The following is a 24,442-nucleotide window of genomic DNA, read 5'->3' on the forward strand; positions in this document are numbered from 1 at the left end:
ATGAACAAAAGATTACTGATTATTGCCATTGGCGCACTACTGACGCTGACGGCCACTGACGTTCAGGCCTATGAGTGTCATAGGCTCGAGTCTTCAACTTTGCTAACGCCGGGGTCAATTAGGGTTCCTACAGAATTGCCTATAGGATCGCTCATTGGCAGTGAACTGGTCAGTAACATTGTTAAGACCTTTCAATGCAGTGGCAGTAGTGATGATAGCCGCATCGAGTATCAGGAACTCGGAGTAAAGGCAGAGGGTACCTACGTTGCCACTTATGACGGACGCCGGGTTTACAGCACCAATGTGCCAGGTTTGGGCTATGCGGTAGGCATGAATACAACCCCTTATCTGGGGACATGCCAAACCCCTGTTTACGTCGATGGCCGCGAGACTATGGGCGCTGACGATACCAGACGCGCGTGTGCTGCCAACGGAATAATGACCCGGACACCTATCGAAGCTCAGGCCAGGGTAATGTTTTACAAAACGGCACTGTCAGTCGGAACAGGTTACGTACGCTCCCGGGTGGTCGGTTCATTCCTCATGCGCATTAACAAGAGCGCCTTTGTGTTTCCTAATACAGGCATCTATGTTGCCGGCTTCAACGTGACAAATTCGGCATGTACGGTGAGAAACAGCGCCATTTCCGTTCCTATGGGGAAGGTGGAAAAGCGGGCCTTCAATGGCCCGGGTACATGGCCAGGAGATGGCAACACCCGCAGTTTTTCCATACAACTCAACTGCAATGCCAACACCCGGGTTGTTCTTCAGTTAGATGGCAACGTCCATAATGCAGTAGAGGGGGTGCTGAACGTTAATGGTGGCAATGGCAGCGCATCTGGCGTGGGGGTTCAGTTACTTTACAAAAATGCGCCACTAATGCTTTCGACCCCAATCAGTACGGGAACGACCAGTACAGAGGGCGCATACAACATTCCTCTTCAGGCAAGATACTATCAGACCGGCAACGATATTACGCCGGGGACGGCAAATGCCAGTGCCACGTTCACATTGACTTACCAGTAGCCGAAGGCTGAACTGTCCTCAGGTAATGGCAGTGTTTCACCGCCACAACATCATTAACCATGAGACTGACTTGAGATTAACACATCCGGAGCTCTGCAAATCAGCATAAAAAAACGGGGGTTCTATCTTTTTTATTACTTGACGCATTTGATAAAAAGACTCAACGCTCATTTACACGAAGACTACTAATATCTTTGTAATCTGAATTATTTATAGGACATTTTTATGGAAAAATTAACGGCCAGATTTTTTCGAAGGGAGATATAGCATTAATAATGCATTTCGTTCTACGGACTGCTTTTAATTTTAAATGACATGAATCTTGCTGATTTATAGGGCTAATATTCACCAGATTAAATAACCCATTATAAAATGGAGTGGTTGTGACATTTACAGATAATACCCGACGCTATATATATTTCACCGAAAATGAAATTGCTGTCTCATGGTTTTTTATGACTGGCATGAATTTAAGACAGATTGCAGAATGGACAGGGCTTAAGGAAAAATCCGTCAACGATTACAAAAAACGGGTCATGAGAAAGGTTGGAGTAAAAAACAACAACGAACTGAAGATGTGGTTCTTGCAAAACAGACTAGTATATAACAATCATTGCGCGGAATTAAGCATCTTACGACGCAGCACCCTGAATAAGTTGAGTAATTAATGGATGCATGGGCTGTGAAATTATTATTTTTAGGTTGAAATGAATAAACCGTACCGCGAGCTTATTCTGCATCACCGCTCTTGTGGGCTAAAGTAAAAAAACATATAAATTCTGAATGTGTTCAAAACCGAGTGCTCAAACCGTTCCTTTACCATTCATACATAATGTATTTATGTCTCCACAAAACTTCAATATACCCTCCATACGCAGTAAATGCATGCATAATAATATACGTTTACAAACAGCTAGGGAGGGATGATATGCATTCATTATTTCGTTGGGTAATACTGGCAGTAATTTCCAGCGCGCTGTTGCTAGTGGCGATTGACATGACCGTGCTCTACACTGCGCTACCTCGCCTAACACAGGATCTAGAGGCTTCTGCCGTGCAAAAACTATGGATCGTTAATGCTTATCCACTTACCATGGCAGGATTGCTGATAAGTATGGGAGTTCTAAACGATCGCTATGGCGCAAAATGCTTTTTAAATATTGGGCTGCTCATTTTTGGCATTGCATCCGTCGCTGCTGCTTTTTCCGTAACCCCTGAAATGTTAATAGCATCTCGAGCACTACTGGCAGTTGGTGCAGCAGCGATTATGCCTGCAACTATGGTTATAGTGCGAAAAGTGTTTGCAGATCCTGCAGAACGATCTCTGGCTATTGGAATCTGGTCAGCAGTGGCGTCAGGTGGCTCAGCTCTGGGGCCAGTCCTGGGGGGATTATTGCTTGAATATTTCTGGTGGGGCTCTGTTTTTCTCATTAACGTGCCAATCATTGTAATAGCGTTCCTTTTCTCGCTAAAACTGATCCCACCGATCGCTGGAAATAAATCTCGTGTGTTGAATATCGTTGCAGCCTTACAGATATTGACTGGAATGACTGCGCTTATTTTTGCCTTGAAAGAGTTGAGCAAGTCGTCGCCGCAATTGAGTATCGCTATTCTCAGTGGAGTTTCAGGTGTGATAATGACCGGGCTGTTTGTCAGAAATCAGCTACGCTCAGCAAGTCCGATGCTGGATTTGACACTGTTTAGTAATCGCTATTTTACGACAGGTATTATTGCAGCGATGATTTCTGTTGCCTGCGTGATAGGCGTTGAGCTGGCTATCACACAGCGACTGCAGCTGATCATTTTATTGTCACCTTTCACTGCCGGTTTGTTCATCCTGCCGCTGCCACTTGCTGCATTTTGTGCCGGTCCCATAGTGGGATGGTTGGTACCCTTTATTGGTTCATTCAGAGCAATTGTGTTTTCAATGCTAGTTTCTGCAACTGGCCTAGGTCTTTATCTTGTGGTTTTTGACAATGCTATATGGATGTCTGTTGTTGCGCTTGCAATGACCGGTGCAGGTTTGGGAGGGGCAATGACTGCTGCTTCTGCCGCTGTAATCTTGAACTCGCCTGAACACAGCTCAGGTGCAGCAGCCTCGCTGGAGAGCGTTGCGTTTGAGTTCGGTGGCACAATTGGCATTACTTTATTGGGTGGTCTTCTGAATGTAATATATTCGTATGATATCTCTTCGGTACCTGATCTGCCTTTCTGGGCTCGAGACAGCATTGATGGCGCAATTGCCGCTTCAAAATCATTGAATGCTGAAGAGGGACAGATATTACTCAGCTTTGCTGAATCAGCCTTTATGAGCGGATTTGTCGCATTATTAGGAGCTTCAATATTCATGCTACTGTTTACGTGTGCAGTGTTGGGACTTTGCAAACGCAAATTTTCCCGGTGAAAAATGGACGGTATTCTGACTGTATATTCTGGCAACCGGCAGATTTTTCGGCAAACTCGGAAGGCACCATCAAACCTAGTGTAGAATGGAAAAGACTCTGATTATAGACTGAGCCCCGGCATCGATTTTTTCCGTGCTTCCTCCAGAGACATGAACTCGTTCTTTCTCTGTCATCACTGCTGCAACCTGCCGTTTAAGGGACCACACTACAGTTATCTGTCGGCGTTGCTGGGCGAGGGAAAGACCCTACCACTCTTTCAAATACCTACTTCTCCAGTATTATTCCTGCAAGTCAAGAATCATTGTCGGTTTACAGCAACTGCAGTAAAGAACGCCTGAGCACTATGCTGTTCAGTATTTCCGCAACTTCTGTCGAATGCAGGTGCTTCCACCACGTAGCCCCGGGTATTCGCAGGTGAAAAGCTCTATAACTGCTACCAGGAGCCCCCCGTCGAACAGCGCGTCCGTGAAAAAATCCGTGGTTCGGATAGAGCCCTGAAGCTACGGCCGCAGCAGGGCAGTTTTATTGGGGCGTGGCCGCTTGAGGCATAGACTCAGCCCCCAGCTCGCGATAGAGATGGTAACACGTTTGGATTGTCGCGCACCTCACGCTGCAGCACGATTTGAAGCCGGCGGTATTCGTAATAAATGCGCGTTTCGGTAATCTGACAGATGTGGAGGCGCAGTGCGCTGTCATTGGCAATATCAGAACGATATGTGAACGAACTGCTGCTGAGCCGTGATGCAAAAAGATTTGTCTTTGGCTGGCACTTCATAGTGGCTGTATATCCTTGGCACAACACCACGGCCGTGCCTACGTCAGCTCTTTTTAACCAGCCCATCCTGTAACATCGTTTTTCGAGGCTGAGATCTACAACCAGCCGCTTCAGCCGCAGATTTTACTATTTCAGTTACCGAATATGTCTAAGTTCAGAGGGGAAAATTCTGCTGTATTTCTTATGCCTGGCGTAAAAGGTGGCATTGAAAATAACCAGCCTGCGGTAGACAACCGGCACGAACATACCCAGTTCGGCCTGTTTCAGGGCAGTGGCAACCTGCTCTCCGGTTTTTTCATCAGCACCACATCTGCTCGGGAGATTTTCAGTTTTTATCATGCCGAAACTCTGTTTATGAATGGAGCAGAATTTTGGGTCAGGGTCACGCAAAAACATAATTACCGACGGTTGTATCAAATACTGGGTGCAGGTCAGCCTTCTTACTGTTTAAGCCGCTTTTGCCTCCTGAGCATGCAGTACAGCATAAGGGCTGAAACTGCATGCAGAGCTCAGGAGATGAAGTTAGGGTCAACAAAGAGCAGAGTTTTAAGTTCTGTATGTTAAAGTTCCGAACCGCAGACTAACTTTAATATAGAAATGATCTCTGTTTTGTTTTACATATAAGATGCCTGATTATTCTGAAATAACGCAGGCACGCAACACGCTTCGCATCTTGTGAAGAAACGTTGTAGGGATTGTTGGAGAGTACCAAGTTCAAAAAATCAGGACGGAAAAATGAAATCCTTTCTCTTTACGCTGTTTGCTCTGAGCTGTACTGCCCACTCAGGGACAACCGCTCCGCCTGAAATTAAGCCATTTATCAAAGCTGTAGATGTTGGAGGAGGTGAGTCTGATCCCATTTTTCAGAGTACTATAAATCAAATTCGTAGTTTTCCAAATACGGATACCCTTGCAGCTCTGACTTCTGACAATACGAACAGAATTGCAGGATTTACTTCAGAAAGTTCATCGGTTCAGGATATAAACCTGCTCGGCCTGAACGGAATAGCGATTAGTGGGACAATAATCGAGGCTCCGGATGGTCAATACGCAATCTCTCAGCCCGGAACGAATGCGAATATGGCCACACTTCCGGCACGCAATATTTTGGGCTATAGCCAGTTTCTGTACCTCCTGGAGCCTGGTGCAAACGTTTACCGCTGGGAAACGCTCGGAGGTGGAACAGTTTCCGGTACAGGACGGGTGCTCTGGATTACTGATAAAGCATTCGTCGGCAATGTGCTGAATACAACTAACACGCTTTCTGACACGATTGCCTACACAGTGAATGGCACCATATCAGGCTCCTTAACTAATACGGGGAACGTAAGGGCTGATGAAATTGCACTGGATATTGAGGATGACGGCAATGTAGGGGCGATTGTAAACCGGGGTATTCTTTCAGGTGGGAAGTATGCATTGCGCAATAGCGGGAATTTAGGGACGTTAATAAATACAGGCTCGGTTTCTGGCGGTATTCTTAACTCTGGTATCATCAGTGGTGACGTGAGTCTTGGTGGCGCTGCTCTCATTCTTGCAGGCAACAAGGCAATGCTGGGTGGAACCGTCAGAGGTACACCCGGTGATGGTTCCAGCGTATCAGTCGGCGATATAAATAACACTTCAGCGTTTATTGCCAGAAATAACGTTAATGTGGACAACATTACCGTCACCTCTGGCAGCTCACTAACCCTCACGCCGTCCGCCCGCTGGTCCGCCGCTAACGGCACGGTCAACAACGGCACCCTGACGCTGGAAAGCGGCAGCGTTCTTGACGGCCCCCTCTTTCAGAACGGGGTTCTGCTTTTCGGTACGGATAAAAATGCCTCCTCTGTTATCAATACGAGCCTGACCAACAAAGGAATTCTTATGCTGAATCCGACTTCGACCAGCGCGGGCAACACTCTGACTGTTAATGGTGACTACACCGGACTGCCCGGCAGCTCGGTGTCGCTCGGCAGCGTGCTGGGCGGCGATGACTCCCTGACTGACCGACTGGTGGTGACCGGAAATACTAGTGGTACCAGTACGCTTTTTGTGACTAATGAGAACGGGAGCGGTGCACAGACGCTCGACGGTATTCGACTCATCAGTGTTGGTGGGCGCTCAGATGCAGTTTTTACGTTGGGCAATCGCGTTGTGGCGGGAGCTTATGACTACAGTCTACATAAAGGAAACGTCTCGGGTAGTGATCTGACAGGCTGGTATCTGACCAGTATGACTTCTGTGCCTCAGATACAGCCAGAACAACCCTCGTCATCTCAGATACCCCTTCACATGTATCGTCCTGAAGCAGCAGCCTACACCGCTAACCTGATGGCCGCCAATATGTTATTTGACCTTTCAATGCGTGATCACAGCGGTGAAACACGCTATACCGATCCAGCAACGGGTTACGTCAGAAAGACCCACATGTGGATGCTCAATCTCGGCGGGCACGGTCGGTCTTCAATGGAAGACGGCCAGAACAGTACTCAAACCAATCGTTATGTGCTGCAACTGGGAGGAGACCTTTTGCAGGGGTCAACTAATGGTAAAGATGGTGTTCATGTCGGCCTTATGGGCGGCTATGGGAGTGTGAACAGTAACTCCCATAACAGCCTCACCGGGCAGAACGCTAAAGGGAGCGTGAACGGTTACAGCGCTGGCCTTTACGGCACCTGGTATCAGAATGCTGAGTCAAAAACTGGTGCATGGGCTGAGACATGGACGCAGTACAACTGGTTCCATAACGAAGTATCGGGAGATAAGTTGCCAGAAGAGCGTTACAACAGCCGGGGATTGAAAGCTTCCCTAGAGGGGGGATACGCGTGGCAGATAGCAACCTGGCGGGGCGAATCCGGTATCGAAAACTGGGTGTACTTAGAGCCGCATGCTCAGGTCATATGGTCCGGCATCAGCGCAGAATCTCACAAGGAGACTGGCGGTACCATGGTTCAGGGCACAGGGAACGACGGACTCACTACTCGGCTCGGAATCAGAACTTACCTGAACGGGAAAAGCCATCTGGATCAGGACACTGTCCGTGAATTCCAGCCTTTCGTGGAAATAAACTGGCTGCATAACAGGGATACGTATGGTGTACGCATGAATGGGGAAGCCGATAGTCTTAAAGGTTTGAGGGACATAGCTGAGCTGAAAACAGGCGTGGAAGGACGTCTGTTAAAGAGCCTTACAGGCGCAGTCGTGTTTACTCAACAGGCTGGGGAAGGATTTCGTGACAGCCAAGGCTCTTTGCAGGTGAGCTACCGATTCTAGGTTTTAGCTGACATGAAAAGGTAAGCATTAACATCAACTACATTTCAACGGACTAAATGTTTCTACGATTTCTGATTTGCTAAATTCTTTTTTCGACAAGAAAAAATTGAATCGTAGAAGGATTAACTGAAACGCACCGGATAAACTAGACAGTTACCCACCGTTGATAATATTGGATTTCATATTTTATGGGTGACATATGATTGCCTAACCATGCCAACGATAATTGTTAAAACCGTTTCAATGTAATCTAGATACCGCTGAGGGCTTCTTACCGCTTTCCATGGATGTTTTTTTATCCGTTCGCTTTTTAATAACTGAAAAAGCTTTCTGCAACAGCGTTATCGTTAAAGTTACCGCGACGGCTCATGCTAACTTTCAGGCCATGTGCTTTAAGGACGGTGTATCACTCAGGCCAGCATACTGACTGCCCTGGTCCGAGAGAACAAGAACACGTTTTTGGGGATTTTCGCCGCCATACAGCCATCAACAGTGCGTTCAGGACAGAGTCCTTTATTATCCGGGATTGCATTGATGTAATAGCCCCACGTTTAAACCGGACACTTCACCAGTAAGGCATAGTCATAGAACTATGTTTAAGGTGTGTCCTGTGCAAACAATCTAAGTGATCACTGGAGAGCAAAAGCGTCTTCGCTGTACTCCCGAAGAGAAAGCCCGTTTTGTTGCGCTCGCCATGCAACCCGGCTACACAGTCTCACTCGTTGCACGGCAATATGGCATTATGATCCTACCCGTGTTATGTGGACACGGCCCTAAGCGAGGTTCTGGTTTTCAAACTGTTTCGGACTGAGACCGCCGCAGGCGCTGTGGAGTCGCCAGCGATTGTAATCACACTCGATATAATTAAACACCGCCGTCCGCATCATTTCCCGGCTGGCAAAGCGCTCACCATGGATACATTCCACTTTCAGGGAGTGGAAGAAGCTTTCCGCGCAGTCATTGTCATAACAGTTCCCCTTTGCACTCATGCTGCCACGCAGTTTGTGCCGCTTTAGCTGAGTCTGATAATCCACTGAACAGTATTGCCCGCCACGATCTGTATGTACGATGACATTTTCCGGGCGTTTACGCCGCCAAAGTGCCATTTGTAGCGCATCACAGGCCAGTTACGCTGTTATCCGTGATGAATGCGACCAGCCGATAACGGCCCGCGACCACAGGTCGATGACCACCGCGAGATATAACCAGCCCTCGTCGGTACATAACTATGTGATGTCTCCTGACCACTTCTGGTTCGGGCCGCTGGCGCTGAAGTCCTGCTTCAGCAGATTCTCCGACACCGGCAGGCCGTGCTCACGGTAGCTGACCGGGCTGAACTTCCTGGCTGCTTTTGCTCTGAGCCCTGACGGCGCAGGCTTGCAGCCATGCCGGAACTGCTGATGGGCGCTGGCAACCGTGCGCCGTTTACGCCAGGCATACTAGCCGGGGCACATCGCCTTAATGCAGAATTCAGCCTGATGCTGTTGGATAAAGACATACTTCATTTCAGGCGCTTCGCGAAGTATGTCGCGGCCTATTGGAGAATGGCAAGTTCCTCATCACGCTCTGCCAACTGCCTCTTGAGGCGGGCAATCTCAGCAGCCTGTTCGCTCTCTCGTTCAGAAGACGTTGCCTGGCTCTGCTGTTTGCTGCGCCAGTTATAGAGCTGCGACTCATACAGGCTGAGTTCGCGTGCGGCAGCGGCAACGCCGATGCGTACAGCGAGTTTAAGGGCTTAATCGCGAAATTCCGGCGTATATTGTTTGCGGGGCTTTTTACTGGCTGGTACGGATTTTGTCATGTGAGCTACCTCTGGTTGAGAGTTAACTCACTTAGTCGCGTGTCCACTATTGCTGGGTAAGATCAGTCAGCCCGCTACAGCAAAGATGATGACGCCCGACTGTTACTCCTTATCTGCCAGATATGCATCGAGCGGGCGACAAACGGCTATCGTCGCGCGACTGCACATCTCAACTCTTACAGCAGCCTTAAGGCTGGTCATATACCAAGTGAAGGTAAAAATATTATTCATCCTGCCAGCATGAAATATTTAGTTTATACCAATACAGTTTTGCCCCCCAAGGTAGATGGTAGCAAACATGAACAATTGTTTTATTTTACGGAACTGGTAACGAGATTTACTCAATCGAAAAAAAACATTTCACTATCATGAAAAGGTGTTTTTATAAAAATGAAATTGATTTTTTATTATCATTTGTTAATCTAATAATAAGGATGTACCTCTCCACAGGGATGTGGGAAAACTCCTCGCTATATACCCTGCAATATGTAGCAACCTACTTTCATGAAAGAAGGGCTTTGAATTTTATTGTGATTTGTAATTATTTTGCCGCATATTTATGCGGCTTTTTTTTGACAGGGAGACAAGGGGATTATAATTTAACTCAATAGAATAAAAGTAAAAAAACCATAAAGAAAAAAGTCGTTTATGAAATAAAAACGTTCATTTTATAAAGCGCAAAGAAACTACAAAGCCAGATTTAAATGCTATGTGATGTATAGTGAAATCGTTTAACCTTAAGTAAGAAGGTGGAATACCTAATAATTAGCCACCAAAAGAATTAAAAAAAGAATCAATAACCTAGGCAGGCAAATAACACAGCAACTAATTTCTCTTAAAAAAAGAACTCACATTAAGGTTACATTCGAAGTCAGATATAAATTAGGATTCCAACCACTACATATGACACTCTTCATAGAAAACATATTTTATTAATGAAACAAAACCATTTCGTAATGAATTTATGGTTTTGTTTTTCTGATAATAAAATTACAAAAATAAGACTTTTTCCATAACCGAAAATATGTTTTTTGATTTTGTAGATTTACATTATTGGCAATGCATGAAAATATTATTGCTAGAAGCGTTTTGTGAAATTTATTTATAATTAGGTAAAATAAGATGGGTTGGCATTGCAAATTTAAAAAAATTTTACTAATTAATCTTCTTGTTTTGGCTGGTTACGCCAATGCAGCGGTTAGTGTATATCCTATCGAAGTTAATATTGGAAAATCCGGTAATTCTAAGATAGAGGTGATATCTTCATCTGAGACAGTGGCATTTGTGAAGGTCGGTGTGAAGAAAATTATAAATCCCGGGACACCTCATGAGAAAGAGTTAGAAGTAGAAGGTCTGGACAGAAATGGGCTGATTGTTACACCTTTAAAACTTGCAATTACTCCTGGTTCGAAGCGAATTGTCAGAATGGTTACACTGAATACACCTGAAAAAGAAACAACATGGCGCGTGTATTTCCAAGAGGTTTCATCAGATGAATATAATAATGTGAGTGATAACTCAATGCATGGTGAAACAAAAGCAGAAGTAGGTGTGAACATAGTTTGGGGCGCACTGGTTCATGTCTTACCTAAAATGCCGACATACAATCTGATTTTAAATACAAAGACAGGTATCATTTATAATGCAGGGACCAGTCGAATTAAAATAAAAGGAATTTGCAAGCGTTCTTATGATGGTAAATGCAACTGGAAAGAATCAGGTTCTACCATCTATCCAGACATGAGTGTTAATGTATTCCCATTTAAATATAGTTCTAGTGATTCTTATAAAGTAAAGTTCATCAACAACGCAGATGGAAAAGAAGAAGAAATTCCGCTTAATGTTACTAGCGGTTAGCTATTGTTTTTATAGGTACAAGTCAATCAATATAGGAGTTGGTCATGAAGAGTAGTTTTAAATATATTTGTGTTGCTGCATTGCTGGCTTCATCTGCATCGCAAGCTTACCAGGCAGATATCACTGTAACAGCAGACATCGACCCAACAGCAGGAATAACCAAAGCTAACGGTGACAGCCTCCCAGCCACAGTCGCTTTAAACTATAATCCGTTACATGGGCTGGAAGCTTATAAACAAGATGTCAAACTCTGGACAAACGATGAATATGACATGAAAGTTAGACTTCAAGCAGAACCAAAGTTAACGGACGCTTCTGGCCAAAATCCTATTGATCTATCTGTAGCATTAGGTAAGGCTGATTTGGGGGTGCAAGATACCGTTTATAGTTATAGTGAAATTTTCCCTGCAGGAACGGACAATGGTTCGATGCCACTTTCTTTGGTAATTAAACCAAAAACTCCAGGAAAAATATCCACAGCGGGTAAATATAGTGGACTTGTTAGCCTGATCGTTTCTCAGGCGACAACAAAAGACGGCGCTGCTCCGAACCCGACTCCAACACCTTAGTTTGTTTTTTATATCACAAAAGGCGGGGATCTCGCCTTTTGTATACCTCGGTACTTTTATGTTTAGGGTCAGAAAACCTCTACACTGTTTACTCGCTGGATGCGTACTTGTAAATTATCAGGCAGCTGCGACACTCAAAGTACCACATGGTTTTGAGTCTCTGGCTGAAGGGCAAAAACAACTTGTCAGCGTTGACCTGTACGGTGAAGAATTAGGGCTCTATGAAGCTAGCGTTAGCCTTGAAACTATAAAATTTTCAGAACCCGATATTATGATAAGTGATGTTGAGCGTAAGTATGGTAAAAATGAGGAACTTAAAAAAATACTATCGCACGGTTTATCATTACCCCTGAAGCGTAATGATGCCTTGTCATGTGAAAATTTCAATAAAAATTTAAATTGCGGCTATATAAATCCTAATTTAATTGCTGCCATATATGATGAAACAAGTGATGAAGTACATCTTTTTGTACCAGAAAAGTTCATTCCTGAAAAAAAACAAGAGCAGATTTTTTTCAAAAATGCACCAGAAAGTCACAATGGTTTTATCCATCAACAAAATCTTAGCTTTGTAGGAGATAGAGATTATCAGTCTGTATCTTTTCAGGGAAATGGCACTTTAGGGATTGGAAAAAATTCTTATGCAAACATCGATTGGAATTACAATGGTCAACGATATCGAACCGAAAATAACTCTGCCGTAATAGTTAACAATGCCTTCGTACGACATGATTTGTGGAGAAAGATATATCTACAAGGTGGACAAATGGATTCGCGTGATATATTCAGTTCAGTCGGTGGAAATATCAATCTCAGTCAACTGCAAATTGATAAAATTATTGGTGTTCGTGTGGGATCGTCCTTAGCTTGGATTAACCATAATAAGGTCTCAAGCGGTACTCCACTTGCAATATTCATTTCAGGTAATTCTCGTGTGGATGCGTACCGAAATGATAAGCTTTTAGAGTCTTTCTACCTTAATCAAGGTATGCATAAGCTAGACACCCGTAACTTCCCTTCGGGCAGTTATACGGTCACCCTTAAAATTTATGAAAATAATCAGCTGGTAAGGAGTCAGGATGTACCGTTTAGTAGTATAGGATTTGACGTAAGTAATTCCTTTCAATGGTTTCTTCAGGCAGGCAAACTTTTACGAGAGCAGGGTACAGCAGTAAAAGATAATCGGCACGTTATAGTTGGCGGTACTCGAATTCCACTGACTAAAAGCCTATCCCTTACGGCAGGCGCAACTTTGCTGAACAATGTGAATTATACAGAGGGTGCACTCGATTGGAGGCACGGATTTGACACTGGTCCACTTGATGGAACATTAACTGTTCGTTCAAGTTATCTGAGAGGTAGTGACGGTTCTGTCGGCAACACGCAGCAATTAAGTTACAACGATGGATTTTCGCTAAGCTATTACCGTTCGGCGATGTCGTCAGAAAACTGCAACGCACAGTCAGGCAACAGGTATAGCGGTAGTGGTTGCTTTGTTAGCAGTAATCTGATGCTGGGAGTACCGGTTTACGGATGGAATGCCACGCTCGGCTATACGGACAGTCGTAATGAAGGGCATTACGTATATCGCGCGCAGCTTAAAAAAAATGATTCTGAATTCGGTGATGGGGCTCCCTGGGAAACTGTTTACATGACACGATCTCGTAGCCGTGCGTGGCAGTTAGGGCTTAATCGCTCGTTTAACTGGAACGACTTTACGATAGGTACCAGCTTAAATGCTTTTATACGCAGGGACAGCAGTTATACAAATGCAGATAAAGGGGGATATATCTCATTTTCACTATCCCATACAAGCGATTTATCAAGCTCTTCACTTAGTGCAAACTGGAACAGCAGCCGATATGGTGAAAGACAGTTTGGCTACGGTGCCAGCTTTAGCCACAATGTTGGCGAAAATGAGTCTGGAGCCTCAATCACAGGTGTAAACACTGACAACATTAATGCACTGATTTACAAACGTATTGGAGGACAATATGGAAAAGGATCACTTAATCTTAGTGACTCGTATGATCATCGAAATAAAGAGCACTCACCTGGGATAAGTGGTAGCTACAGTTCCTCTGTCGCAATAGATCAGTATGGTTTTTACTGGGGGCGTTGGGGGGATGGAACACAAGCATCGGCAGTAACATTTGGCATTAAGTCAGAAGATGAAGATAAACTTACTCGCGTCAGAGTTGGCGTGAGTTCTTATGATGGAACTGATATAAGTGCAAACAGCCATGCTCTGTATACAGTACCGGGTTATCAACTCACAACGATAAACATAAATGAATCACCCGAAATCGTAGATGGTGTCAGCAGTCAGATCACTAAAGGTTCTGGATCAAAGAAATTTTTTATGATGCCAGGAAAAATAATTAATAACAACGTCAGCGTTGAAAGCCGTTATACATGGCTAGGCCGTATGGTTGATACAGTTAATAATCCAGTAGATGATGCCATTCCTCTCAATGTAATCTCATGGAATTCTCTTGGTAAAGGCGGATTTTCACTGGAAAGTTCGCATAAAATTAAAACTCTGTATGTGATGAGAAATGATGAATTCCTTCAGTGTCCTGTTACTGTTAAAAGTACACATGATGTCGTAAACTGGATTGGGGATTTAACATGCGAAAAAGTTTCTTTCACTAAACTTCCCGTAGCTGAAAAGAAACAAGTTGAGCTCATGACAGCAGGAGTCCGGAATAAAACTGGAAACTTAGCAGCGTTGAATTGACTTTAATACACTTTTTCCTTGCAATACTATTCTAGTATAGAATTTAGAATGAGATGAGCTCGATAAAATTAACATCCCCCCTTAATGTTTTTTGTTCTGAATAACTGTTAAAGAATGATTAATCTCTTGAGAGATAGAGTATGGTTAAAATGGTTATCTCTGCATTTAAATGGTGAAAACTGGCTTAATAAATAATTTCAGACATTAATTTTACTCAGGTACACACTTTTGAATTCTTTCTGATTTTTATGCAGTTCAAACAGAGTTGTGCGCTGCCATTTTTAATGGTTTATTGGTTTTTATTAAAAAGAGTTTTATAAATATGATGATTATGCTTACTTCCCATTTCCGAATTCAGCTAACTAGTATTTCATTAATTATTTTCAGTATTGTTTTTTTTGCTATGACGCTATCAGGATGTACAACAAAAAAAAATGAAAACCGTTTCAAGCATGATGTGCCAGAAAAAACCACTGACTCGAACACTCACACAACCTTCAGAACTGAAAACAATAACGTATATAAAAAAAATGATACAGGTGAAAATGAAGATACGAAAATGAATCGATGCGAAAACCAATTGAAGGCTTTAAAAGTAGTTAGTTCTGATGATTATAAAAAACAACTAAAAAATTTCACGCATGTAATGATGATGGCAACTCAGTACGGCCAAGTAAGAGCTCATACGGATCCCGATACTGCCGCCGCGGTGGATGCTCTTTACCAATATAGAATGTCCAAGATGTGCGCTGAAATCTCATGGCATTTACTTAGTGCTTTAACTGAAAAAGGCGAAAGTCGTTAATGATGTACTCTAAAAAAAAATTTAAACTGAAACAGATAATCCTGACATGCACGTTATTTTCACCTTCATCAGTTCTATTGGCAGATGAGCCTCCTCGGGAAATATTATTTGCTCAAAAATGGATTTCAAAAAATAATAAAACTGAGTCTAATTCAAAAAACTTGGATCGTACACATGAAAATAACATAAAAAAAATAAAAAAGGATTATAACAGAAATAACCATATCTCTCATAAATCATCTCAAGATTTAAATAATAGTGAAGTAATTAAAGCTACTCCTCACATAGCTGAAACTCTTACATCACAATATAACATCATTGCTAAAGAGCTCGATTCTTGCAAGATAAAAATGAATGAAATTAAAAAAAATGAAGAGTTAAAAAATAAAGAATGCACAGTACACTCGGCAACACAAAACGAAATTAGACTAAAAGAACTCTTACAACATTCATATGCGAGCAAAGGCGTGCTTGAGAGTAAGTATAAAAAATTAAAAAATTTAGTTGATTCGTTACGTATTTCTGATGATGCCATACAAAAAAAAGTAAAAAACTTACAGGAAGAAAATACTCGATTAAAACTTGAAAGCAAAATAAATACACTGCAAGCTGATATATCTTATGCTCAATCATCTACATACCTGAAACCTTTAAGAGAAAATTACCAGTCGCATAAATGGAAAGTAAAAGAGGAAAAGATAGAAGCAGCTGTAAATAATTCAGCAACTCAATGTAAGGATTTTAATGCATTGAAGCATGAAAATGATTTGGTCAAAAAGAAATTAATTTCTTCATCATCTCTTGATGTAGGTGAATCTTCAATACTAAATGAACCCTGTAAATATGTTGAACGTCTGTCTTCTGATAGTGATAATTTATCTTTAACATCAGAAAGAAAAGAACAAGCGGCACAATTATCAGGTGATTATGCTGCCGGAGTAGCTGTTGGCAGAGAAGCACTCGCTGCACTTGATATGAATAGGATGCTGGGGGTTGAGACACATATGCAATCGTTCTACCAAGGCGTAACTGATGCTTTAAGACATAATGTAAAATTTAAATCTCAAGATTTGATCAGTGCTCAACTCAGCCTGAGTAATAAAATTAATTTAGCTCGCGATACAATGATAAAGCTTCAGAGAAAATTAGGAAAAAAAGCTCTAAGTTTATTTCGTCAAGATTCAACCGCCATAAGAGCCAGACAAGGATACTGGTACAAGATTGTTGGATCCAATGGACAGCCTTTGTCCCCAGAGAAAGAAATAAATGTGAGTATGACTTCTAGTATCGCAGGGGGAGGTGTCGTTGAGCATAAGAAAATGCTTGTTAAAAACACAGGTGAGTTCCCCTCCCTTTTCCGTAGCGTTATTGAAAAACTAGGAATACATGGAACAGCCACTTTTTTTGTACCACCAGAACTGGCATATGGCGATGAAGGATTACTTCCATCTATTCCTCCTGGTGCTAGCCTGATTTATGAAGTGTCAATCGATCAATCGCAAAACACAGTATTGGGAGTTAAACTTGATTTAAGTGAAACAAGCAAGAAATATCTTAACGAATTTATGCAAAGAAAAGGCGTAAAGAAATCAAATGATGGCTTTTTGTATCAGATTGAGGAAGAAGGAAAGGGAAAAACGCTAAGCTCTGATGACATGGTCACAACCGTAATGCGTGAGAGTATTGCCGGCGGAAAGATCATAAATGACATGGTAGAAGATAATCAGGCAATTATTTTAAAATTAGATCGTTATCCACCTTTGTTTCAGAAGGCGCTTAAACTTTTAAAGGATAAAGGTGCTATTCGAATAGTTGTTCCATCACGGATCGCCTATGGTGATGGTAATTTACCTAAAGGCATTGATGCTGATGCATTATTAATCTATGATATTCGAATACTTGCTGTTAAAAATGAATCATATCAATAAAAAATACTCAAACAGGTTATTGAGTTCGGCCTAACCATAAACAGATCGCGCATGGGATTTTGTTGTGCATTTAAGACGAATAACCGACGTCTGCCAAGGCTTTGATGTATCGCGTGCACAGCTGGGTATCCGGATGCAACGGTTATTTAACTGACAGGGTCGCAGAAGAAAATTACTCATTGACCGCTACGTGGTTTTGTCTTAGATATACGGGGCTTTGGCCAACCTTCTTACGTATGTTTATCTAAACGTATGAGCAATGTTTCTACAATAGTATGAACACTGCTTTGACATTAGTCTGGGCGGTACGGGTAGCCAAGTATTAACACGAAACGGTTATACCGTGTATTAAGCCCTAAAGGTCGACATGCCTTTCCTGAGAGCATCCGAAGATGGTGTTCAAAATGCTTTGTGTTTAGCTGTGAAAATGGCCAAAAGTTTCGTGTAATTTTTCATAAGCCTGCTTTAACAGGAAGATCATCGGCCCGGGACGCTGGCTAATGTGATTATGATAAAAATCTTACATGAACTCATTCTGGGCACGATCGAACAATTTTTATACCCCTTCCATCAGGACGCCTGGTATGGCTGCCAGACAATGGTTCGGGGTACAGGACAAATCAAACGCGAGGATCCACAAAGATACTGGCGCTGGAAACTGCCGACAAGAGTGCGCCCCCCTGAGAGAAGCGGTATAGCAGAGAGCTTAATTAACCTGCTCCCGGGATTAGATACAACCTTCAGTTAGAAATGTCGGTTGGTTTTTCTTCATATTTCCTGTTTCGCCAGTCCGTTGCGAATTCAGCTGGTGTCTGGTAATCCAACGATGAATGGGACGGCACTCGTTATAATCCTGCCGCCAGTCATTAATCGTTTTCCGGACATGAAGAATATCGCTGAACCAGTGCTCATTCAGACATTCATCGCGAAATCGTCCGTTAAAGCTCTCAATAAATCCGTTCTGCGTTGGCTTGCCCGGCTGGATTAAGCACAACTCAACACCATCCTCAAAGGCCCATTGATCCAGTGCGCGACAAGTGTACTCCGACCCCCGGTCAGTTCTTATTGTCGCCGGATAGCCACGAAAAAGTGCAATGCTGTCAAGAATACGCGTGACCTGAACGCCTGAAATCCCGAATGCAGTGGTAATTGTCAGACACTCCTTCGTGAAGTCGTCCACACAGGTCAGGCACTTGATCCTGCGACCGGTGGCCAGCGCGTCCATAACGAAATCCATCGACCAAGTCAGGTTGGGCGCCGACGGACGGAGCAGCGGCGGACGTTCTGTTGCCAGCCCTTTACGACGTCGGCTGCGTTTTACGCTCAGCCCACTCAGATGATAAAGGCGGTACACGAGCTTGTGATTAACATGAAGGCCTTCACGGCGCAGTAACTGCCAGATGCGTCGGTAGCCAAAGGCCTGCGCTCCATTGCTAGCTCAGTGATGCGCCCTGATAAATGCGCATCAGCCGCCGGACGCTGAGCCTCATAGCGGCAGGTCGACAGGGACAAACCTGTAAGCCTGCAGGCGCGACGTTGCGACAGACCGGTCGCATCACACATAAACTTAACTGCTTCCCGCTTCTGGTCTGTCGTCAGTACTTTCGACCCAGAGCCACCTGAAGTGCCTCCTTATCCAGCATGGCTTCGGCAAGCAGCTTCCTGAGGCGGGCGTTCTCCTCTTCAAGAGATTTAAGCCGCTTCACCTCAGGAACTTCCATGCCAGCAAACTTCTTGCGCCAGGTGTAGAAAGTGGCATCGGAAATGGCGTGCTTACGGCAGAGCTCATGGGCAGAAACCCCGCCTTCCGCTTCGCGAAGAATACTGATGATCTGTTCGTCGGAAAAACGCTTCTTCATGGGGATGTCCTCATGTGGCTTATGAAGACATTACTAACATCAGGGTGTGTTAATCAACGGGGCGCAGGTCATAATGAAGACGGTAAAGAGGATTTCCATCAGCATCATGATTAAAGCAGACAGCAAGTTGACGTTAAAAATCAGTTAGTAGCGTTTACTCATTATCCACACAGCTTGCAGGGAAATTGTTCGCCGTGAGAGCCGATATACAGCAAATTATCGTAAAAGTATCAAAGAAAATTCACATGAATTGAGAGGTTTAGATTGAAAATTATCAATCCGTAATGTCATCAAAGTATTATCTTAAGATGAATCAGAATCATGCTATATTAATTAGGTGGAGTAATATTTGCGTTGGAGTGTAAAGTGTGAGAGTAAGTGGTAAAATTGATGAATGGATAGTTTTTGTGAAGGTTGTTGAGACCGGTAGCTTTTCGCTAGCTGCTCAGGAGCTTAACACAAGTGTATCATCTGTAAGTAAAAAAATATCTCGTCTTGAAGAGGGGGTTAATAGTCATCTACTCCATCGTGATACTAGGAGTATAGAATTAACCGAAGCTGGAATGATTGCTTACGAAAAAGCCGTAGTAATTATCGAAATGATGACTGATTTAGTCCACAATCTCAGAAATCCATCTGGTACTATTGAAGGATCAATACGCCTCACCGCACCGGCAATGGTTTGTGAGTTCCTAGCCAACTATTGGCTAGATGAGTATGCCGATAGGCATAAAGGTGTCACAGTATTCCTTGAATCACGCGAAAGCAGTCAGTTTACAAAAGAATCCTCTGCATTCGATCACCTTGTATTGAAAAGCGGAATTATTGAGTGCGAAGATCTGATCCATCGTGAACTCAATCCACTTAAACTATCACTTTGTGCTGCACGAGGCTACGTAAGTCGATATGGCAAACCACAGCATCCAAGTGAACTCCTAAAACACCGTTTTTTACACCTTTATCATCATGGTTTATCCGGTGAGCTGGAGTTTTTCAAGGATGGTGAAACTTTCACGTTTAAGAACTTAAACCAAACTGGTTTTTTAACAGATAGCCTGTTAGCCACTTTCAACTTAATGTTGCAGGAAAGAGGTATTTCACTTATATCCTCAGGTTTTCTGTTACGTAAACCTGAAAATTATAACCAAGTTATAACTTTACTAGACGATTGGATGATCCCCCCCGTTCCTGTCTATCTCGTTTGGAGGCAAAGGAAGTATTACTCTCCACTTTTTAGAGATTTTGTTAATTTTATTTCAGAGAAATGGAATAACCGTGATTCAATCTCCCAAATCTCAATCCAAACACCGATATAATTTTTACTGATTTTAATTAATGTCAAAAAAAGAAATATCATTAATTATTAAAACGTTATGGCTAAGCTCACTTAAAAAAACATTCCCATTATTTATTTTGGCACCTATAAATTTCAATTTTTTTGCTATACATTCATGGCTCAAATGAAAAGGCTTTCAAAAATTCCTTTTCATATTAAATTAACATTCCATAATATCCATATTTGCTCCACCTTATTCTATTAATGTTAATTTTTTACGGTTGCACGTTTTGAATGGCTTCTTTAGTTACCATTAAATAAATATGGTTATTCCATAACGGAAAAACTGTTTTTACTAAAATACCTTTGTTAATTTCTTGTGTGTTAAGTATATTGAAAAATACATTTTCAAAGAGAGAAATTATGAGATTTTATTTGAAAGACTTTTGTGTCTTTATTTCCGTTGCTGAAACACAGAGCCTGTCGAAAGCAGCATTGCAACTAGGTATGAGTGTATCTTCTGTAAGTAAGAGGCTTTCACGTCTTGAGTCACACCTTGAAGCTACACTGTTTGATCGTAGCACACGGCATCTTAAATTATCTCCAGTAGGTGAAGTCGCTTATGAACGCTCAATTTCAATGACAGCAGAGTTCGAAAAATTCATTGATGAAATTAAGTCAACAGAACTAAAAGTTGAGTTATGCACCCATCGAAGTGACTATGAGAGCCATCTTGCTCGTTGGGCATATGATTTCTGCGTGATTGAAAAGGATGTGAAAATTAATGTATCATCAATTTGCTCACAAACAAACAATGCAATTGGTTTAAATCAAGTTATCTTATCGCATGAACGTTCAGAGTTTCCACTTGCTATTCATAGAAAATTGAAACCGCTGAAAAGAATTATTTGCTCAGGTTCCAATTTTCAAGTAGAGAGTCAACCATTATCTTTTGAAGATTTAAAAGAGAAAGGAGTTATTATTTACAAACCAGAGTATATATTTAATCTCCATATTTCTGGGCCTGATTTTGAGTTAGACGCAATGGAGCATATCGATTGCCTGACAGTTAGTTCTGTTGATGTTGCCATTGAAACGGCACTTGAAAAGGGTAGTATAATATTTGGATTGCCTCATTTTCTTGTGCATAAATATATCGATGAAGGGGTCTTAAAAGAGATACTTGGCGACTGGATAATTGACGATTTACCTGTTTATCTAATTTGGAGAGATAGGGAATATTATAAGGAAAAATTTTCTGACTTCCTTTTTTTTATTGAAAAAAAGTGGGAGTTGGAAGTGTTTCCCTCCCTTGGAACAGATCCAGTCCAAGCTCAATTTTAATATACCTTTTATCCTATGCACTTTTAGAGATTTATGTTTTCAGTAATCTGCAAATATTCTCCCAGAATCATGTTGTTGAGGCATTCATGTAGTATTCACTGCTATATAATGTCACTCAGCGATCAGTAGTTTCTCAAAAAAACGCGCAAATCATCTGAACGATGCTCAGAAATGAAACCGGGTATCAGGTCGTGTGAAATTAATATTCTGTCAGCAATAGTTGCTGCTTACTGAGAAATGGTGACAAGTTGCACCTGCACAATCGGAACTTTTTTTACACTGGCTTTAGAGGCCGTCCAATTATTGAGGCTATTGTTTGCGGATTATCCATTTGGCCACATATTTACCTGATACCTGATACCTGATACCTGATACCTGATACCTGATACCTGATACCTGATACCTGATACCTGGTAGATGTAATCAACACCCCAAAACCATATTCAGCACTAGCAAAACAGAAGTAGACCTTAGATGTAAAAGGTGGCGTCGGAAATCGCATCCTTACAGCAGAGTTCCCGGTCCGAAACCCCGGCTTCTGCCTCGCGGAGGATACTGATGATCTGTTAGTCGGAAAAATGCGTCTTCATGGGAATGTCCTCATGTGGCTTGTGAAGACATTACTAACATAACGGTGTATTAATCAACGGTGAGCAGGTCACCGGCATTCAACAGTCCAGACACAGCACTTATAGCCGGATATCTCATTTTGTTACTTAAAACACCCTTTTTTAAGATAAATTGTTTATAATGCAGGTGAATTACTATTCTGTTTCTGGAACACAACGGCGGTATGCACTCTGGTCAGGATTGTTAACCCCTCTACCTACCGCCAAGTTGATACAACTGCATCATGAAAAGAAAAATTGTCTCTGTCATTTGTCCGTAGGGCACCTCTGCGCGACTGCTTAGCAGGCTTCTAAGCAGCCATGCATCTGTATAGGCAACAATAGCATCTGCTTGTGCCCCATTTAGACTGAAGCGCGACTGCAGAATCAGACTGTGAGTCCGCACCCATTCCATTGCGCTGTCTCTCAGACTTGGACGTCCAATGGCGGCAACAAAGAGTTCATAATCGCTCAGCAGCCGCTTATCCTGCTGCAATGTATAGAACAGGAAATGCGTCAGCTGTGCTTCGGGTCTGTCACCTGCGTTGTCGCTGAACCATTTCAGGGTCTGGATCCGGAAGCTTTCCACGGCATTTCTGATAACGGCGTCATGCAGATCGTCGAGAATCCTGAAATGCCAAGTGATGGTGCCGGGAGACATATCCAGTTCATTGGCTATGGCGCGCTGGGTGCAGGCGTGAAGACAGTCATGGCGTATTATTTCTGAGGCTGCTTCAAGAATGCGGACCTTCGTCATTTCGCTCTTCGCTCTTAAAGACCGGCCTTCATCGTTTACCATTCAAAATCTCCGCCAGCTTAATCTATGATGTGGTGGCCACCTCCACCAAGATAGCGTATTAACTGAAGACAATACCCGCAGCGCTTTCATAAGTTCCTACAGGAGCGTTACTGCCCCCATGTCGGTTTTTTTCCCATCCGGCATGTAGTTAACGCTGGGTTACGCCAAGTTCATGAGCGTCTTTAGTCTGTGAGCAGGTAACCAAATTAAGCGCCGCTTTTCTTGCAGCTATTCATTTCTGCCTGACGATATCTAGGCTTATTTCAGGATTACCGCACTTCCGTGCAGCTTGTTTTTACCCCCTGCAGACGTGATGTAAAATCCGGTTGCGCCGGCGGCATCGGCTTTTTTGCTCAGTGCACTCGTCAGGCTGTCGAGATTGTCTTCTCCGGTTACACTTACATGGCCAATAACTTCTCTACGGTTCATAGAGCTGAGTTCTGTTGATGCTTGGGTAGAGAGAGACACTAGTGCCAGGGACACACAGGAATATATCATTAGTACCTTTTTCATGTTGTTACCTTAGTTGAGTTCAGATCATGGTCTGAATATTAACCTCTATAAAAATGAGTAAAACCCCCGTACTTCTGAAAGTATTATTCAGTTTTCTTGATAAACTTAACTGAGGCTAACTATCGTGCAATGCAAGAATTCAGGTTATTTATTCTAAACTATCACTATTAATAATAAATTTTTAGATTTATGTTCTTAAAACGGTTCTTCTGGACAGTTTGGGCGTGTCAAGACGATTTTTTTCAGGCTTATTTCCAAAGCTGAAATTCGGTGACAGCGGGTTTGATTTTTTGTGCTTACTCATCAGTCTGAAACGGTTTTTTTAACTCGGGTTAGATAACAAAAATTATCTGCCAGCTCAGCATAGAGTGGCGTACAGGGTGGTCACTCAGAATATATCCGGCTGTGTATGAATGGGCGCAACCGTTGCTGGCAATGGAGCCCCGCAGTGATCGGCAACGGCTAAGGTGTGGAATACCGGTTCGCTCACGACGCCGTGGGTGGTCCGCTTATTGACCCCCGTCCTGACGAAACCGTCTTCCATATGGAGTGGGATGCGCGGGGTTTACTTACCTCGATCGAGAAAAACGGAAGATAGACTGCTGACGGAGGCATTGCCCGGCGACTGCAGATATTGCGCCTTGCGAACATGCCGGGTCAGCGACATGCTGAGAGGCGAGGTTCACTTTTCCTCTATTGAGGGATGCTGAAAGTGTCAGAGATGGACTAGAAAAAGAGGTGAGGCTGAAAAGGCGTAAACGGATACATAATTTAACATAAATAGCATTATACGCACTAATAATGTAACGGCTAAATTCAGATGTCCGCCTCTGGCTGTATAGAAATGTCCGCATTATCGGCTTTTTTCAAGGGTTCGCG

The 24,442-nt window shown here is 43.0% G+C and carries 14 protein-coding genes and 4 pseudogenes; 13 read left to right on the top strand and 5 right to left on the bottom strand.

The features are described from left to right. The 5 genes from ACPXSQ_RS21450 to ACPXSQ_RS21470 all read left to right on the top strand — a co-directional run bounded on the left by ACPXSQ_RS21450 (window position 1) and on the right by ACPXSQ_RS21470 (window position 7,464). On the top strand, window positions 1-1,026 hold the full coding sequence (locus ACPXSQ_RS21450) for a fimbrial protein (protein WP_072209192.1): 1,026 nt from the start codon (window positions 1-3) through the stop codon (window positions 1,024-1,026). Between the two features lie 383 nt (window positions 1,027-1,409). Continuing rightward, window positions 1,410-1,694, top strand: a complete 285-nt coding sequence (locus ACPXSQ_RS21455) for a helix-turn-helix transcriptional regulator (RefSeq protein ID WP_426144375.1) — start codon at window positions 1,410-1,412, stop codon at window positions 1,692-1,694. Between the two features lie 260 nt (window positions 1,695-1,954). Beyond that, window positions 1,955-3,430 carry an MFS transporter gene (locus ACPXSQ_RS21460; RefSeq protein WP_058709051.1) on the top strand — a complete coding sequence of 492 codons (1,476 nt, stop codon included), beginning with the start codon at window positions 1,955-1,957 and terminating at the stop codon, window positions 3,428-3,430. A 920-nt stretch (window positions 3,431-4,350) separates the two neighbouring features. Then, complete coding sequence (locus ACPXSQ_RS21465; protein ID WP_426144376.1) at window positions 4,351-4,770, top strand: hypothetical protein; 420 nt, start codon at window positions 4,351-4,353, stop codon at window positions 4,768-4,770. Between the two features lie 171 nt (window positions 4,771-4,941). Further along, the gene (locus tag ACPXSQ_RS21470; RefSeq protein ID WP_426144377.1) at window positions 4,942-7,464 is read left to right on the top strand and encodes an autotransporter outer membrane beta-barrel domain-containing protein; all 2,523 of its coding nucleotides are present in this window, start codon (window positions 4,942-4,944) and stop codon (window positions 7,462-7,464) included. A 145-nt stretch (window positions 7,465-7,609) separates the two neighbouring features. Here the strand turns inward: ACPXSQ_RS21470 and ACPXSQ_RS21475 are convergent. Next, window positions 7,610-7,999: pseudogene (locus ACPXSQ_RS21475) on the bottom strand (DDE-type integrase/transposase/recombinase); the annotation flags it as partial. A 90-nt stretch (window positions 8,000-8,089) separates the two neighbouring features. On the opposite strand from ACPXSQ_RS21475, the gene ACPXSQ_RS21480 reads away from it, so the two are divergent. Beyond that, on the top strand, window positions 8,090-8,275 hold the full coding sequence (locus ACPXSQ_RS21480; protein ID WP_426144378.1) for a transposase: 186 nt from the start codon (window positions 8,090-8,092) through the stop codon (window positions 8,273-8,275). Here the strand turns inward: ACPXSQ_RS21480 and ACPXSQ_RS21485 are convergent. Then, window positions 8,238-9,265, bottom strand: a pseudogene (locus ACPXSQ_RS21485) (IS3 family transposase). The gene ACPXSQ_RS21480 and the pseudogene ACPXSQ_RS21485 overlap by 38 nt on opposite strands. A 1,122-nt stretch (window positions 9,266-10,387) precedes the next feature. On the opposite strand from ACPXSQ_RS21485, the gene ACPXSQ_RS21490 reads away from it, so the two are divergent. From ACPXSQ_RS21490 to ACPXSQ_RS21510, 5 genes are all read left to right on the top strand, one after another. Further along, window positions 10,388-11,122 carry a fimbrial protein gene (locus ACPXSQ_RS21490; protein WP_426144379.1) on the top strand — a complete coding sequence of 245 codons (735 nt, stop codon included), beginning with the start codon at window positions 10,388-10,390 and terminating at the stop codon, window positions 11,120-11,122. Between the two features lie 44 nt (window positions 11,123-11,166). Further along, complete coding sequence (locus tag ACPXSQ_RS21495) at window positions 11,167-11,691, top strand: CS1 type fimbrial major subunit (RefSeq protein ID WP_426144380.1); 525 nt, start codon at window positions 11,167-11,169, stop codon at window positions 11,689-11,691. A gap of 58 nt (window positions 11,692-11,749) precedes the next feature. Beyond that, window positions 11,750-14,431, top strand: a complete 2,682-nt coding sequence (locus tag ACPXSQ_RS21500; protein ID WP_426144381.1) for a TcfC E-set like domain-containing protein — start codon at window positions 11,750-11,752, stop codon at window positions 14,429-14,431. A gap of 322 nt (window positions 14,432-14,753) precedes the next feature. Beyond that, window positions 14,754-15,236: a hypothetical protein gene (locus ACPXSQ_RS21505; RefSeq protein WP_426144382.1), complete on the top strand. Its 483-nt coding sequence runs from the start codon at window positions 14,754-14,756 to the stop codon at window positions 15,234-15,236. Continuing rightward, on the top strand, window positions 15,236-17,164 hold the full coding sequence (locus ACPXSQ_RS21510) for an FKBP-type peptidyl-prolyl cis-trans isomerase (protein ID WP_426144383.1): 1,929 nt from the start codon (window positions 15,236-15,238) through the stop codon (window positions 17,162-17,164). The genes ACPXSQ_RS21505 and ACPXSQ_RS21510 overlap by 1 nt, the downstream gene beginning before the upstream one ends. A gap of 740 nt (window positions 17,165-17,904) precedes the next feature. Here the strand turns inward: ACPXSQ_RS21510 and ACPXSQ_RS21515 are convergent. Further along, window positions 17,905-19,023: pseudogene (locus ACPXSQ_RS21515) on the bottom strand (IS3 family transposase). 368 nt (window positions 19,024-19,391) lie between these two features. Here ACPXSQ_RS21515 and ACPXSQ_RS21520 point away from each other — a divergent pair. Next, window positions 19,392-20,339, top strand: a complete 948-nt coding sequence (locus tag ACPXSQ_RS21520; RefSeq protein WP_072209594.1) for a LysR family transcriptional regulator — start codon at window positions 19,392-19,394, stop codon at window positions 20,337-20,339. A 383-nt stretch (window positions 20,340-20,722) separates the two neighbouring features. After that, window positions 20,723-21,643: a LysR family transcriptional regulator gene (locus ACPXSQ_RS21525; RefSeq protein WP_426144385.1), complete on the top strand. Its 921-nt coding sequence runs from the start codon at window positions 20,723-20,725 to the stop codon at window positions 21,641-21,643. Between the two features lie 1,248 nt (window positions 21,644-22,891). Here the strand turns inward: ACPXSQ_RS21525 and ACPXSQ_RS21530 are convergent. Continuing rightward, a pseudogene (locus ACPXSQ_RS21530) lies at window positions 22,892-23,050 on the bottom strand (TetR/AcrR family transcriptional regulator); the annotation flags it as partial. A gap of 258 nt (window positions 23,051-23,308) precedes the next feature. Beyond that, window positions 23,309-23,563, bottom strand: a complete 255-nt coding sequence (locus tag ACPXSQ_RS21535) for a DUF1471 domain-containing protein (RefSeq protein WP_058709037.1) — start codon at window positions 23,561-23,563, stop codon at window positions 23,309-23,311. Window positions 23,564-24,442 lie beyond the last annotated feature (879 nt).

This window comes from Pantoea sp. EEL5 (assembly GCF_049892805.1).
GTDB lineage: Bacteria > Pseudomonadota > Gammaproteobacteria > Enterobacterales > Enterobacteriaceae > Pantoea > Pantoea ananatis.